Source organism: Solibacillus sp. FSL K6-1554 (assembly GCF_038005185.1).
Lineage (GTDB): Bacteria > Bacillota > Bacilli > Bacillales_A > Planococcaceae > Solibacillus > Solibacillus silvestris.
Genome location: NZ_JBBOSS010000001.1, coordinates 1,145,148 through 1,161,537 on the forward strand (window position 1 = coordinate 1,145,148; position 16,390 = coordinate 1,161,537).

General features: G+C 35.9%; 14 protein-coding genes and 1 pseudogene. All 15 read left to right on the forward strand.

Translation table 11 applies throughout. The features are described 5' to 3' along the window. The first annotated feature begins 202 nt into the window (after window positions 1–202). A complete protein-coding gene (gene rny, locus MHB58_RS05470) occupies window positions 203–1,756 on the forward strand; it encodes a ribonuclease Y (RefSeq protein WP_014824446.1) in 1,554 nt (517 codons plus the stop codon). A 263-nt stretch (window positions 1,757–2,019) separates the two neighbouring features. After that, entirely contained in the window at window positions 2,020–2,784 is a 765-nt protein-coding gene (locus MHB58_RS05475; protein ID WP_340734818.1) for a tyrosine-protein phosphatase, read from the forward strand. 201 nt (window positions 2,785–2,985) lie between these two features. After that, a pseudogene (locus MHB58_RS05480) lies at window positions 2,986–3,447 on the forward strand (phospho-sugar mutase); the annotation flags it as partial. Between the two features lie 393 nt (window positions 3,448–3,840). Next, on the forward strand, window positions 3,841–4,752 hold the full coding sequence (locus MHB58_RS05485; protein WP_340734819.1) for an ATP-grasp fold amidoligase family protein: 912 nt from the start codon (window positions 3,841–3,843) through the stop codon (window positions 4,750–4,752). 27 nt (window positions 4,753–4,779) lie between these two features. After that, window positions 4,780–5,733, forward strand: a complete 954-nt coding sequence (locus MHB58_RS05490; RefSeq protein ID WP_340734820.1) for a glycosyltransferase family 2 protein — start codon at window positions 4,780–4,782, stop codon at window positions 5,731–5,733. Between the two features lie 61 nt (window positions 5,734–5,794). Next, on the forward strand, window positions 5,795–6,520 hold the full coding sequence (locus MHB58_RS05495; protein ID WP_340734821.1) for an NAD-dependent epimerase/dehydratase family protein: 726 nt from the start codon (window positions 5,795–5,797) through the stop codon (window positions 6,518–6,520). A 106-nt stretch (window positions 6,521–6,626) separates the two neighbouring features. Then, window positions 6,627–7,424, forward strand: a complete 798-nt coding sequence (locus tag MHB58_RS05500) for a TIGR00282 family metallophosphoesterase (RefSeq protein ID WP_008403186.1) — start codon at window positions 6,627–6,629, stop codon at window positions 7,422–7,424. Window positions 7,425–7,701: 277 nt separating this feature from the next. Then, window positions 7,702–8,610, forward strand: coding sequence for an LCP family glycopolymer transferase (locus MHB58_RS05505; protein WP_340734822.1), 909 nt, complete (start codon window positions 7,702–7,704; stop codon window positions 8,608–8,610). 22 nt (window positions 8,611–8,632) lie between these two features. Then, window positions 8,633–9,100 (forward strand): VanZ family protein, encoded by a 468-nt coding sequence (locus tag MHB58_RS05510; RefSeq protein ID WP_340734823.1) that lies wholly within the window; start codon window positions 8,633–8,635, stop codon window positions 9,098–9,100. A 218-nt stretch (window positions 9,101–9,318) separates the two neighbouring features. Then, window positions 9,319–10,323: a UDP-glucose 4-epimerase GalE gene (galE, locus tag MHB58_RS05515; protein WP_340734824.1), complete on the forward strand. Its 1,005-nt coding sequence runs from the start codon at window positions 9,319–9,321 to the stop codon at window positions 10,321–10,323. 76 nt (window positions 10,324–10,399) lie between these two features. Beyond that, on the forward strand, window positions 10,400–12,232 hold the full coding sequence (locus tag MHB58_RS05520) for a polysaccharide biosynthesis protein (RefSeq protein WP_340735891.1): 1,833 nt from the start codon (window positions 10,400–10,402) through the stop codon (window positions 12,230–12,232). Window positions 12,233–12,255: 23 nt separating this feature from the next. Next, on the forward strand, window positions 12,256–13,389 hold the full coding sequence (locus MHB58_RS05525) for a DegT/DnrJ/EryC1/StrS family aminotransferase (protein ID WP_340734825.1): 1,134 nt from the start codon (window positions 12,256–12,258) through the stop codon (window positions 13,387–13,389). Then, window positions 13,376–14,029, forward strand: coding sequence for a sugar transferase (locus MHB58_RS05530; protein ID WP_340734826.1), 654 nt, complete (start codon window positions 13,376–13,378; stop codon window positions 14,027–14,029). The genes MHB58_RS05525 and MHB58_RS05530 overlap by 14 nt, the downstream gene beginning before the upstream one ends. A 40-nt stretch (window positions 14,030–14,069) precedes the next feature. Then, window positions 14,070–15,128: a GNAT family N-acetyltransferase gene (locus tag MHB58_RS05535; RefSeq protein WP_340734827.1), complete on the forward strand. Its 1,059-nt coding sequence runs from the start codon at window positions 14,070–14,072 to the stop codon at window positions 15,126–15,128. Between the two features lie 44 nt (window positions 15,129–15,172). Continuing rightward, entirely contained in the window at window positions 15,173–16,375 is a 1,203-nt protein-coding gene (locus MHB58_RS05540; protein WP_340734828.1) for a glycosyltransferase family 4 protein, read from the forward strand. Window positions 16,376–16,390: the final 15 nt, after the last annotated feature.

Here is a 16,390-nt window from a genome sequence, read left to right on the forward strand (position 1 = left end):
TCTGGAAGTCCCTTAATGGACCATAAAAATATAAAAAACCCCTTAAACCATGGCTATTCTTGACATACCTAATTTTGAACTATACAATTAAAATGTATAATTTCTAAATTTTGAAATGAATAGGCGGTATGTTTGAATAATTCAGATATATTATGCCGACTAAAAGAACATCAGACATATATAGGCATAGGAGGGAAACGATATGGAAATGATACTCCCTGCTTTGCTAGGATTCGCTGTCGGTGTCGCTGTTATCTATTTCTACATGAAAAACGTGAATGATTCAAAAGTGACTGGTGCAAAGCATGTTGCCGAGCAAATCGTGGAAGACGCGAAACGTGAAGCGGATGCACTGAAAAAAGAAGCACTGCTTGAAGCAAAGGATGAAACTCACAAATTTCGTACTGAAGCGGAAAATGACATTCGTGACCGTCGTGGAGAACTTCAGAAACAAGAGAACCGTTTATTGCAAAGAGAAGAAAACCTTGACCGCAAAGATGATACTCTGAACAAAAGAGAGATAAGCTTAGAGCGTAAGGAAGAAGCTCTGGCTAGCAGACAACAGCATATTGAACAGATGGAAAGCAAAGTAGAACAACTTGTTGCAAGTCAAAAAACTGAGCTTGAGCGCATTGCAGCTCTGACGCGCGAAGAAGCGAAAGAGGTTATCTTGAAGGAAGTTGAAAACGAACTTTCTACAGATATCGCTGTAATGACAAAGGAATCAGAATTGCGTGCAAAAGAAGAATCAGACAAAAAGGCTCGAGAAATTTTATCACTTGCATTACAACGCTTTGCAGCTGACCATGTTGCAGAAACAACAGTGTCCGTTGTAAATCTGCCGAATGATGAGATGAAAGGCCGCATTATCGGTCGTGAAGGCCGTAACATCCGTACATTAGAAACGCTTACAGGTATTGATCTGATTATTGATGATACACCTGAAGCAGTTATTTTATCCGGCTTTGATCCGATTCGCCGTGAAACAGCTCGTCTTGCATTAGAAAAACTAGTTCAAGATGGTCGTATTCACCCGGCACGTATCGAAGAAATGGTTGAAAAGTCTCGCCGTGAAGTGGACGAACAAATCCGCGAAACAGGTGAGCAAACAACATTTGAAGTAGGTATTCATAACCTGCATCCGGATTTAATGAAGATCCTAGGTCGTATGAAATACCGTACAAGCTATGGTCAAAATGTATTAAAACACTCAATCGAAGTAGCCCACTTAGCAGGATTACTTGCTGCTGAACTAGGCGAAGATGTGACATTAGCGCGTCGTGCAGGTTTACTGCATGATATCGGTAAAGCGATTGACCATGAAGTCGAAGGAAGCCACGTAGAAATCGGTGTGGAACTGGCAACGAAGTATAAAGAACATCCAGTTGTTATTAACTCGATTGCATCCCACCACGGTGACACAGAAGCAACTTCAGTTATAGCCGTACTTGTAGCAGCAGCCGATGCATTATCAGCAGCCCGCCCAGGTGCCCGCAGTGAAACATTGGAAAACTATATTCGCCGCCTTGAGAAGCTGGAAGAAATTTCAGAAAGCTATGACGGCGTTGAAAAATCATTCGCAATCCAAGCAGGTCGTGAAGTACGTATCATCGTACAGCCTGAAAAAATCGATGATCTGGCATCACATCGTTTAGCGCGAGATATCCGTAAACGTATTGAAGAAGAACTCGATTATCCAGGTCACATCAAAGTGACCGTTATTCGTGAAACACGCTCTGTGGAGTATGCGAAATAATTAAAGTTTTTTATCTTTTTTAAAAATCCCCGTTTCATAGAAACTAATCTATGAAACGGGGATTTTTATTATATAAAATTTTATATTTCTCATTCAGCCTTTAAGGAAATTTGAAATTAAAAATAATTATTTAGGGCATTATAAAAGAGTTTTAGAGTTTTAATAGCATTTTTTTGTTCATATATTATAATATTGAGTTTTGCGTATTTATAAGGCTTCGTAGGAATTCTTTTCAAAATTAAGGGAGAGAGAGGGAAAAGACAATGATTGATATCCATAGCCATATATTATTTGGAGTTGATGATGGGCCAAAAGAATTGCAGCATACACTTGAAATGTTGCAAAAAGCTGTGGATGAAGGAATAACAGCAATAATTGCAACATCACATAGTTTCCATCCTCTGTACCATATATCTCCCGAAACGGTGTATGAACAGATTGCTATTATACAGCAACAGGTAAATAAATATAATATTCCTTTAAAAATATATGCTGGACAAGAAGTACGCTTAGTCGGAGAGCTTTCTACACTATTAGAGGAAAGGAAAGTATTAACCCTTGCAAATTCCAAATATATACTTATTGAATTACCGTCCCATACTATCCCATTCTATACAAAGGAAATTATCATTAAGCTTAAATTAAAAGGAATTATCCCAATTATAGCGCATCCAGAGCGTAATAAAGTAATTGCAGAACGCCCTAGTAAGCTAGAGGAGTTAGTAAGGGAAGGGGCAATGACACAAATTACTGCTGGAAGTCTTACGGGGCAATTTGGAAAAAATGTTCAAAAATTTTCGTTGGATTTAGTGAAAGCCAACTTAGTCCATACTTATGGTTCTGATGTCCATAACCTTACTACAAGACCATTCCTCTTTAATGAAGGATTATCTTTTTTAGAGAAAAAGAAACAACTAGATGCAGTTGAGCTATTTTTAGAAAACAATGCTCGGATAATTGAAAATAAAGATTTTATATTATATGAACCAGAGGAAGTACAATTTAAAAAATCCTGGTTAATATTTTAAATTGAAAAACTTTACAGCTTTTGGTAAAAATAATGAAGTGAAAATTATTCAAGAGAAGGTGAAAATTTGATTGAAGTTCGAAAGCATTCTGAGAAATGGAGAATAGCAAAGTTACCACAATATTTACAGAAAGAGCTTGAAGAAATTATTAAAGACGAACGATTAGTAGAAGATCATTTCTAACAGAATGTAAAGTTCGGTACGGGTGGCATGCACAGTGTACTTGGTGTTGGCACGAATCGCAGGAACATCTATACAGTACGGCGTGCAGCTGCAGATCTTGCACAATATGTATGTGAAGGCGGCAAAGAAGCGAAGACAAGAGGTGTTGTCATTGCGTATGATACACGTCATTTTTCGAAAGAGTTCGCTGTTGAAACGGCTAAAGTTTTAGGGGCTTATGGTGTGCATAGTTATGTGTTCAGTGAATCCTGTCCGACTCCTGAGTTATCTTTTGCAGTAAGGTATTTATACGCCTACGCGGGTGTTGCCATTACGGCAAGCCATAATCCGAAACAGTATAACGGCTTTAAAGTATATGGTACAGACGGAGCACAGCTTGTACCTGCAGGAGCAAATAGGATCGTTTCTTATATGGATAAAATTGAATATATTTTTGCGATTGAAACAGTTGAATTTGAACAGTACGGTCATATATTTTAGAAAAAATTGACCAGGCTTATCAGCCCAGTCTGTTTAGTTAAAAGAACAGCCTGTGAAAAGCGAGTTTTATATAGATATGTAAAGGTATTTAGAATAAAAATATTCTAAATACCTTTTACATTTAATAGAAGAAAAACTTGAATAGTAGGTATATATTAGATGTTTCGAGACTATACTATTAGAAAGATATTTATAGAATCTATTTTAATGCACCAAAATAGTTGGATATCATCAAACCGTCATTCGGCCTATCTAATACAATTTTAACAATCATATTTCACCTTTAAAACACTACCATTGCCACTCTATTATTCACAGCTAAAACTTCACTAATTTACTTAATTACAACCAGTTAAAATGTGAAAAAATAATAGAAGGAGCTGTGATTCGTTTATGCAAATCCCATTACATGCAAAGCGCTATGCATTCACACAAGTCGTAAAGCTATCCCCAATTGCCGCAAGTAAGTTATTATATTGGAACAAATTCAAAACCCGTTTAAACCTGGAAAACCCAAAAACCTTCAATGAAAAATTAATGTGGCTCAAACTATTTGAGGATGTTGAATTTAAAAGAAGATTTACTGATAAGGTGAAGGCACGCGAATATATGATCACAGTCGGCTACAACTATTTACTGCCGCCGCTGATCGGTATTTTTGATGAAATAGAGGATATTATTTTCGAACAATTGCCGAGAAAATTTGTATTGAAATGTTCGCACGGCGAGGGCATGACAATTGTTTGCGAGAATAAACGAGAAATGGATTACCGAGAAACAAGGCAGCATTTAGCGGAAATGATGGCAATGGATTATTCGCTGAAATATGCGGAGCCTCACTATTCATCAATCATTCCTAGAATTATTATCGAACGTTTAATCGAATCATCGACTGGCGCTGATGTACAAGAGTACAACATTCATTGTTTCCATGGGGTACCGAAGATTATTGAATCCACTATCGACCGCTTTACACCGAAAGAGCAAACATTAATGTTAACACCGGATTGGTTCAATACGAATTATTTAAAGAAAAAGCATCCGTTTGACGTAGCAAAAGCAAGACCTGCACAGTTGGACGACCTGCTCGCTATTGCAAAAAAGCTGAGCAAGCCGTTTACGTATGTACGGATCGATTTAAAGGTAGTGGATGAGAAAGTTTACTTTAACAACTTTACGTTTACACCGGACGCTTGTTTAAATAACCAAATTCAAGAAGATGACAGTTTGAAACTTGGTCAATGGCTTGATTTGGATATTGAGAAGTCAAGGCATCCGGTTACTGTAGCCCGTTCCAAATATTAATCATCTTAACTAATTAGGAGGATTCCCATGATACCGATTGTGTCTATTATTGTGGCAACACACCATGTTGAATATTCGATAAGAGAATGTCTGAAAAGTCTGCAGCAGCAAACATTGCAAGCGATTGAAGTGCTAATTATGAATAATGGTTCTTCTAAAGGAACGGCTCTTATTTGTGAAGAATTTGTCAGTGAAGATGAGCGTTTCAGTTTATTTAACGCGCAAAACCTTAAGTTAAGTGAAGCGCGCAATTATGGAATGCAGGAAGCTGCCGGAAAATATATTGCCTTTGTGGATGGGCATGATTTTGTGGAAAGTACAATGTATGAAAAGCTTGTACAGCGTGCAGAGCAGAAGCATGCGGATCTCGTACTGTGCGGGTATACGAAATACTGGCCGGAAACGGAGCGCAAAAAACAGGTGAAAGTGAATGAAGCGTTATTAACAAAACCGAACCCTGTTAACTATTACCTTACAAAACACAATGAAGCGTATATTGTGCCTTGGAACAAACTGTTTTTACGTTCCATTATTATGGGGGAACAATTATATTTTGATAATCATCCATTTTTTGAAGATGTTGGGTTTATCGCACAGTACTTATCATTTGCGAAAAAGATTGCCATTGTAAACGAAGCGCAGTATAACTTTGTGCAATATGAGGACATGCTGATGAAAAATTATAGTCCGTCTATTGCCCATTCACATGCGCAAACGTATGCGCAATTGAAACAGTTTTTTGATAAAAGGCAATACCGCAATGTGATTGAAGGTTTAAATTTACGTTTATATATTCACCGTTATCATCATGTATTGTTAACGACGTCCAACTCACGACAGGTGAAATCGCTGGAACGTCAAATAATTCGGGAAAGCAAGAATTTCTCCCAGCTTCCATGGAATCTTCGCTTTATGAAACCGTTAGTGAAAATGAGGGTGTATCCGACATTTTTCCGGTTGGTTCATAGGGTAAAGGCTTAGAGAAAGTGGGAAAACTCGTTACATTACAAGTAAAATTCGAAGCCGATAAGGGGGAATATTTGTGATATTAGTCGTTGGTGGAGCAGGCTATGTTGGAAGCCATGTCGTAAATTTATTACTGGAAAAAGGGCCGGTCGTTGTGTATGATAATTTATCCACAGGACACCGCGGATCAGTTGATGAGCGGGCTATTTTTATTGAAGGCGATTTATCAGATCAGAAACGTCTAACACAAATATTCACGTTGTTTCCCGTTCAATCTGTCATCCATTTCGCAGCATCGGACTCAGTCAAGGAAGCAATGGGGAATCCTGAATATTACTATGAAAATAATGTCGGCGGCACATTGGCGTTATTGAAAGTTATGAGGGCATGCCGAGTGAAAAATATTGTGTTATCTTCAGCTGTTACAGAGGAAAATAAGCTACTAGAGCAAAAGTGCATGATTGAACAGATGCTGGAAGTTTATACAAAAGCTTATGATATGAATGGCATTGTTCTTCGTTATTGTAAGAGTACGAATGTACAAGCTTCGGGTAGTGGAAGTCCTGAAGATGCGGTTTCTGAAGGGACAGGCAACCGTGGTTTCAATAATGTGACTGATGTAGCGAATGCCCATGTTTTGGTGCTTGAAGCGTTGGAGCGGGGCGAGTTGGCTTATAAAATGTATGATTTATCTACTGTTAGCTCGGAAAATTTGCAGCAGGAATTGGACTGGCAGGCGGAACGGAATGTACATGAAATGATTGAAGATGCATGGAATTGGCATGAAAACTCAAAATGTTAGCGTATTACTCTGTTACAATTCTATTTGTAGCAGTTTTTTTGCGTCTAGTATAAAAACAGTGGTAAAATAATTAGATGTTGAAGAACAGAAAGAGTGGTTTTTAAAAATGAAAGTATTATTTATTGGCGATATCGTCGGTTCAATTGGTCGCGATGCGGTAGAACAGTATTTGCCTCGATTGAAGAAAAAATATAATTTAGATGTAGTGATTGCAAACGGTGAAAACGCTGCAGCAGGGCGCGGCATTACACGTGCGATCTACAATGATTTACTGCAAATGGGTGTCGATGTTATTACGATGGGGAACCATACGTGGGATAACAAAGACATTTTTGATTTTATCGATGACGCGGATTACTTAGTGCGTCCGGCAAACTTTTCAAAAGATGCACCAGGCCGCGGTATGACACAAGTATCGAAAAACGGTGTAACAATTTCAGTCATCAATCTGCACGGTCGCGTATTTTTACCGCCACATGAAGATCCGTTTGCGATGGCAGTCGAAATGGTTGAAGAAGCGAAAAAAACATCGCCAATCGTATTTGTTGATTTCCACGCTGAAGCAACAAGTGAAAAAATCGCATTAAGCTGGCATCTGGACGGCAAAGCATCTGTCGTTGTCGGAACGCATACACATGTCCAAACAGCGGACAACCGCATTTATCCGGGGGGCACAGCATACATTACAGATGTTGGTATGACAGGTCCATATGATGAAGTGTTAGGTATGGGAAAAGACAATGTCATTTATAAGTTTTTAACAAATATGCCGGCACGCTATGAAGTACCGAAAAAAGGCCGTGCTGTGTTAAGTGCATTTTTTGTAGAAATTGATGATAAAACAGGGAAAGCAATTCGCCAGGAACGTGTATTGATTAATGAGGATAATCCGTTTCAAGTGTAATTAAAAAGTAAACTAAGAACACCTATTACTGATGGGGGCAGCGGCCTTGTTTTCAGTGATAGGTGTTTTTTGTTGTAGCTTCTATGCATTAATTTTATGTTAAAAGAATAATTAATAATAAAGATGGAAATTATAATTGTGGAAAATATCATAAGTTTGAAAGGGATTTAATAACTATGAATCTAGAAAGTAATAGTTATGTTGCTTACTTACAGATTTATATCCAACAGAAAAATGATTTCAAAAGAAGTTAATATAATCTGAGGGAGAAATTAGTATGAAGAATGTATGGAAGTGGTTAATTAGTATTGTATTAGTTTTATGTGGTGGGAGTCTTATTTTACTTGTGAAAGTATATGGGGATATCAAAAGTACGGCAGACGAAATTTATACACCGATTGGTGAGCGGGTACCTGATATTCGTACGGAGCCAGTTGATATTACAGTAAAAAAAGAGCCGATTTCCGCTCTTATATTAGGTGTAGATGAACGGGACAGTGATGGGGGTCGCTCTGATACGATGATTGTTTTGACGGTTAATCCAAGTTTGGAAACGACAAAAATGATTAGTATACCGCGTGATACCTATACAGAGATAATCGGAAAAGGTTTCAAAGATAAGATAAATCATGCCTATTCTTTTGGTGGTATGGAAATGGCGGTTAAAACAGTGGAAAACTTATTAAATATTCCTATTGACTATGTAGTGAAAGTTAATATGGAAAGTTTTGTCGATATTATTGATATTATTGGTGGAATTACAGTCTTAAATACGTTTGCTTTTAATTATGATGGAGAAAATTTCCCCACAGGGGAATTGGAAATGGATGGAGATAAATCATTGAAATATGTTCGAATGCGTTATGATGATCCATCCGGTGATTTTGGAAGGCAAAATCGTCAAAAGCAAGTAATTCAAGGTGTTATACAAGAGAGCTTGTCGCTAAATACTGTATGGAACTATAAATCAATTTTCAAAGCAATTGAAAAAAATATTGAACTGAACGTTGTATTTGAAGATTTTCTTCGCATACGTAAAAATTACGGGGACAGCTTGAAACAAATCGAACAGCTTTATATAACTAACGGGTCATCCATGATGAAAAATCAAATTTATTATTATTTGCCGAATGAAAGTGAACTTCAGGATATTCAGCAAAATTTACAAGAACATATGGAGATTTAACAGACAAGGTGGAAATAAATAAATGCTAAAATCACTTACTTGGATCACAGTTTTTTTATGGATGATCCTTATTTTTTACTTTTCTCAGCAGCCAGTCAATATTTCGAATGGCTTAAGTACGACTATTACAGAACAACTTATTGAAACAGTACAAACGATTGTCCCGTTAGAAGAAGTACACGTCGATACTGTTAATCATATTGTAAGGAAAAATGCACACTTCATTATTTATTTCTTTCTTGGAATTTTTATCTTGGGGGCACTTAGAAAAAACGGAATAAATAGAATTCGTAGTATATGGTTAGCTCTCTTTGTTTGTATCATTTATGCAGTTTCCGATGAATTTCATCAGTTGTTTGTCCCAGGAAGGGGAGCACAGGTGAAGGATGTACTGATCGATTGTGCAGGTGCAGCTTTCGGGATAGGGACTGCAACTATAATAAGTTCAATTAGAAAAAGGGAAAAAGTCCCTTCAAAACCACTGGTTTAAAAATAGGAATAAATACACAGTAAATGTAAATATAATTGAAGCGGAGAGTAGAAACTTGTCGAATACGAGGTTCTATTCTCTTTTTTTAGGAATAAATGAATAGTTTCTATTTCTCATGAATATGCTAAATAGACTAAATGACTGGATAAGAGAAAAATGTATTTAATGTTTAATTTAATCTTAGTTTGCCCAGTCAAACTAATTAAGGGAGGAATGTCATGGAAATATTAGTTAGTGGTGGGGCGGGATATATTGGTTCGCATACTTGTATAGCACTAATTGAGGCTGGTTACTCAGTAGTTGTCGTGGATAATCTCACCAATAGTAAAAGAGATTCCATCGAAACTATCAAAACAATTACAAGTCATGATATCCCTTTTTACGAGATTGACGTAACAAATAAACAGGCAGTTGAGCATATTTTCATAAATCACAAAATCCAAGGGGTGATCCATTGTGCTGGATTAAAAGCGGTAGGTGAATCTGTTGAGAAACCACTAACCTATTACGAGAATAATATAGTTAGCACACTTGTCTTAGCAAATTGTTGTTTAAAATTTGGTGTTAATCAGTTTGTATTTAGTTCATCGGCTACGGTGTACGGAGAAAATGAAGTGCCTTTTGTTGAGACAATGGATGTATCGCCTACTACGAACCCTTATGGAGAAACAAAGGCAATTTGTGAAAGAATCCTAAATGATATTGTTAGAGCAAATTCATTGTTTTCGGTTTCTATATTGCGTTATTTCAATCCGGTAGGTGCTCATGAAAGTGGATTGATCGGTGAAGCTCCGAATGGAACACCAAATAATTTAATGCCATATATCACACAAGTGGCAAAAGGAAGAAATCAATTTTTAAGTATATTCGGGAATGATTATCCGACATGGGATGGTACAGGTGTCCGTGACTATATTCATGTGATGGATTTGGCTGAAGGGCACGTTGCTGCATTAAGCCGTATAAGAAAAGGCATTCAAATTTATAATTTAGGTACAGGTCAAGGAACAAGTGTTTTGGAGCTCGTAAAAGCATTTGAATTAGCGAATGGAGTTTCCATACCTTTTAAAATTGTAGACCGAAGACCGGGGGATATTGCTGCTTGTTATGCGGATGTACAAAAAGCGAATAGGGAACTCGAATGGATCGCAAGAAGAGACGTGAAAAAGATGTGTGAAGATGCCTGGAAATTTGAACAAAATTATAATCACCAAGTAGTTTAAAGATTTGAAAAATTTGTCTAGGACCATATTTCATTCACAACTTTATATGGTTAGTTGGGGGAGGATTGGATTAGTAGTGAATTATACTGCTAGATACACAATTTTTTCTATTCTAGATTCATTAATTGTAGTATCAGCCATTTTTATTAGTTATTTTTTACTGCATCCAACATTGAATATTTATTCGGATACAGTAATCGTTTTTAGTTCTATAACTTTGCTAATTAGCCATCATATAATGGCCTACTTTTTTCAACTTTATAATCGTCTTTGGAGTTTAGCATCCGTAAGGGAATTGTTAACAATTGGCTATGCAGTTACGACATCTGTTTGTACAGCAAGTGCCATGCAACTATTAATAAAGCAGGATATCTATTTTCGAGTAATGGTCGTTACATGGCTATTACTTATTCTTTTAATTGGCGGTTCGCGTTTTTTACTTAGAATTGCCCATGACTGGACTTCATTTAAACCAAATGATGATGTAAAGCGAGTATTAATTATCGGTGCAGGCGAAGCAGGTACAATGCTTCTGCGTAGCCTTAAAAGAAATCCATCACAATATCTAGTTGTTGCATTTGTAGACGACGATCGAAATAAGCAACATTTAAAAATTGTAGATGTAAATGTATGCGGCACTACAAAGGATATTCCGCAAATTGTAGAAGATAAAGGAATTGAAGAAATCATTTTAGCTATTCCCTCTTTAAGTAAAAAAGAGATGCAAAAAATTTATACACGCTGCGGAGAAACGAAAGCAACAATAAAAATCATGCCAAAAATTGAAGATGTGATGACGGGCAAAGTTTCAGTGAAAAATATGCAGGAAATCAAAATAGAAGACCTACTTGGACGTGAAGAAGTAAAACTAGATATGTTAGCTCTCTCAAAAACTTTAACGAATAAAACAATCCTCATAACAGGTGCTGGCGGATCGATTGGTTCCGAAATCTGCCGACAAACAGCACAATTCTACCCTAAACAAATTATTTTACTCGGTCATGGAGAAAACTCCATCTATAAAATCCATATGGAATTATCAGAGAAAAATGAATACACAAATATTGAATTTGTTCCTATTATTGCTGATGTGCAGGATAGAGAACGAATTTTTGAAGTAGTTCAACACTTTCAACCTGATGTTATTTATCACGCTGCTGCGCATAAACATGTTCCAATGATGGAAAGTAATCCTCGTGAAGCAGTGAAAAATAATATCTTCGGGACAAAAAATATAGCAGATGCGGCACATGCATCTGGTGTTTCCAACTTTGTCATGATTTCAACTGATAAAGCGGTTAATCCGCCTAATGTTATGGGGGCAACTAAGAGAATCGCTGAAATTATTATCCAAAATCTAGCCACCTATAGTGATACAAACTTTGCAGCCGTGCGTTTTGGGAATGTTCTTGGCTCGCGCGGAAGTGTTATTCCCCGGTTTAAATCACAAATTGCTGCAGGCGGACCTGTCACGGTCACGCATCCTGAAATGACTCGTTATTTTATGACAATTCCGGAAGCATCAAAACTCGTACTGCAAGCCGGTGCACTTGCTCAAGGAGGAGAAATATTTGTCCTTGACATGGGAGAGCCAATAAAAATTGTCGATCTCGCAAAAAATTTGATTCGCTTATCTGGATTTTTAGAAGATGAAATTGATATTGAATTCACTGGAATTCGACCCGGTGAAAAAATGTACGAAGAGTTATTAAATGATGAGGAAATCCAGGAGGAGAATATCTATCCGAAAATTCATGTGGGTAAAGCGATTTGCATAGAAGAGCAGTTATTAATGACTATTCTAATTGAATTAGAAGAATGCAATTTATTAGAACTAAAACATAAGCTGCTAGATGTCGCTAATGGGAAATGGGTTATTAGCAAGTTTTCACCTAAAACGATTGCTTGAATATTAAATGGGAGTTAGATGCAATGACTAGAAAAATATTTCTTTCATCGCCACATATGAGTGTTGAAGGATATGAAATGCAGTATGTAAAAGAAGCTTTTGATACGAATTGGATATCGCCGCTCGGAGAAAATATAAATTGCTTTGAAAAAGAGCTGGCAAAAAAAGTGGGGAGTAAATCTGCCGTTGCACTTTCTTCTGGAACAGCAGCTATTCATATGGCATTAAAAGCCGCTAAAGTCGAAGCTGGAGATATCGTTTTTTGTTCCACGCTTACGTTTGCAGCTACAGCGAATCCTATTATTTATCAAAATGCCGTGCCTGTTTTTATTGATAGTGACTATGAATCATGGAATATGTGTCCAAAAGCATTAGAGAAAGCTTTTGTTAAATACCCACATGTAAAAGCTGTTATTGTCGTTCACCTTTATGGATTATCGGCAAAAATGGATGAAATTGTTCAATTATGTAGCACATATAATGTAGCACTGATTGAAGATGCTGCAGAGTCCCTGGGAACTTATTATAAGGGTCAGCATTGCGGAACTATTGGGGATTATGGCGTTTATTCTTTTAATGGTAACAAAATCATTACGACTTCGGGTGGTGGAATGCTTGTTTCGAATAATGAAAATGATATCGAAAAGGTACGATTCTGGGCTACTCAGTCACGTGATCCCGTAAGACACTATCAACATAGTGAATTAGGCTTCAACTATCGAATGAGTAATGTTGTCGCTGGTATAGGAAGAGGGCAATTAAAAATTTTGCACGAACGGGTGGAAAAGAAGCGAGAGATTTTCAGCTATTATAAGCGAGAGCTAGAAGGACTTAATGGCATTGAGTTCATGCCAAGTAATGAATGGAATGAACCCAACTATTGGTTAAGTAGTATTATTTTGTGCGGAACGGTTAGACCACATCATATTATTGAAGCTCTTGAAAAAGAAAATATTGAATCAAGACCAATCTGGAAGCCAATGCATATGCAACCATTCTTTGAGAAATATGATTTTATTGGTACAGATGTGTCGGAAATCCTATTTGAAAATGGATTATGTTTACCTTCGGATACGAAGATGTCGATTGAAGATTTACAACGGGTTGTAAATATTATTAAAAAGGATGTTTTGATGGAATCCCATGCGAGATTATAACTATTATATTTATAAAAAATATATTAAAAGACCAATGGATTTTACGCTTGCGTTAGTAGCACTTATTTTATTAAGTCCAGTTTTTCTAATTGTTTCATTATTAGTACGTATTAACCTGGGAACTCCTGTGATATTTAAACAGAAGAGGCCTGGAAAAGACGAACAGATTTTTACTATCTATAAGTTTAGAACGATGACTGATGAAAGGAATAAAAACGGGAAACTGTTACCGAATAGTATTAGGCTAACGAAATTTGGGCGTTTCCTGCGATCTACGTCTCTTGATGAGCTTCCAGAATTAATAAATATACTAAAAGGCGATATGTCATTCATTGGACCGCGGCCTTTAGCTATAGAGTATTTACCTTTTTATACGGAACAGGAAAGAATGCGACATTCAGTAAGACCTGGATTATCAGGTTTGGCCCAGATTAATGGTAGAAATACGGTTTATTGGGAGGAACGTTTTCTTTACGATTTAGAATATGTGGAAAATATTACTTTTTTGAGGGATATTAAAATAATTTTAAAAACGATGATAAAGGTTATAAAGAGAGTGGATATTGGAGAAAGCGGCGTGGATACACCAATAGACTTTGATCAGTATAGAAGAGAGAAATTCGAAGTCAGAGATATTTAAATGTTTAAACGGTATAAATTACTTGGTTGGGGGTAGAACGGTGTTATCAATTGTCACATTCAATGATACTGAAAAATGGAATGAGATAGTGAAAAACTTTAAAGCATACGATGTTTATTATCTTTCCAATTATTTAAAGGCTTTTAAAGTGCATGGGGACGGTGAACCGATACTATTTTATTATGAGGATGAAAATATCCGTGCAATTAATGCAGTTATGAAAAGAGATGTAGCTGACGATAAAAGATTTCATGAGAAAATATCTCCAAATACCTTTTATGATTTATCTACACCTTATGGTTATGGCGGTTTTTTAATAGAAGGGAATAGTACGAAAGGTAGTATGAAAGCGTTGAACGAAGAATACATCGCTTTATGTAAGAAAGAGGGCATTATAAGTGAAATTGTTCGATTCCATCCGATCTTGAAGAACAGTAAAAATGTAAGTCGAATGTATGAGATAGATAATCTTGGAAAAACTATTACACTTTCTTTATCTTCCTTAGATGAAATTTGGGATAACCTCAATACGAATAAGAAGAGATGGATAAAGAAGGCTAAAAAATCTGGAGTAGAAATTTACTGGGGAAGAAGTCCTGAATTATTAAGTGATTTTAGGCGTATGTATAATCGAACAATGGAAAAGAATAACGCAAAAAATTACTATTTTTTCAATGAGGAATTTTATAAAAGTGTTCTAAATGATCTGCCATATAATTCATTGATTTTTTATGCGCTATTTGAAAACAGGATAATAGGAATGGTGCTAATTACATTTGCAAACGGACAAATTCACCATCATTTATCTGCTTCTGATTTAGATTTTCTACATCTCGGACCTACCAATATTTTAATGTATGAGATTGCATGTTGGGGAAATGAAAATGGCTTTAAAACTTTTCACTTAGGCGGGGGAGTGGGGAGTAAGGAAGATAGTCTTTATAAATTCAAACAAGGATTTAATAAGAATTCTGATTGTATTTTCTCAATCGGTAAGAAGATATTTGATCTTGAAAAATATAATAAATTAATGAAGATAAGAAAGAAAGCAGACTATTTTATTGAAACGGAAGTGTTTTTCCCGAGCTATAGGAGTTAGATAATTAAGCAAGTAATTCAATTATCATAAGTGGGGCTATATGAATGAAAATCTTATTTCTATCCATTAGTAGTTTAAATAATATAGAAGTAAAAGGTATTTATACTGACCTAATTAGGCAGTTTAGAGATAATGACCATCAAGTGTACGTTATCAGTCCGACAGAAAAACGTTTGAAAAAACCAACCCAATATAAAGTTGTAAGTGGTGTTCACTTACTTAAAGTAAAGATAGGAAATATAACACAAAATAACCTTATCGAAAAGGGTATTTCCACTTTACGGATTGAAGGACAATTCTTAAAAGCCATTAAGTTATATTTCAAAAATATTAAATTTGATTTAATTCTTTACTCAACCCCACCTATAACTTTTGAAAAAGTCATAAGTTATATAAAAAAAAGAGATCAAGCAAAATCTTATTTATTACTAAAAGATATTTTTCCGCAAAATGCTGTAGATTTAAATATGTTTAGTAATAAAAGTTTAATTTATAAGTATTTTAGGATGAAAGAAAAACGGTTGTATAAAATTTCAGATTTAATCGGATGCATGTCTCAGGCAAATCTCGAATTTTTATACAAACAAAATAAAGAAATTTCAGGAAAACATCTCGAAATTTGCCCCAATAGTATTAATCCTATATCAATTGAAATTGACGAAACTCAAATACAAAGTATACGAAAAAGGTATAACATTCCTTTTGATAAAACCGTTTTCATTTATGGAGGAAATCTTGGGAAACCTCAGGGAATAGACTTCCTCATAGAATGTTTGCATGCAAACAAAATGAATCAACATGTTTATTTTGTAATAGCCGGATCTGGTACCGAATTTAATAAGATTAAAGCCTATTTTGATAAAGAACCCCCTTCTAATGCACAGCTAATTAAAGAACTGCCGCAAGAGGATTATGACCAATTGGTACTGTCCTGTGATGTTGGACTAATTTTTCTAGATCATCGTTTTACAATCCCTAATTTCCCATCTAGATTACTTTCTTATATGCATGCATCTATGCCTGTTTTAGCAGCTACGGATACTAGTACTGATATAGGGCAAGTAATCGAACAAGGGAAATTTGGTTTGTGGAGCGAGAGTAATAATGTTGAACAATTTAACAAACAGATAAATCAGTTTGTTAATTCGAACTTAAGAGAAAAAATGGGTAAAAATTCCAGGTTGTATTTAGAACAAAATTACACTTCAAAACATACCTACGAAATTATTATGAACCATTTTAAATAAATAGAAAGAGGTTAA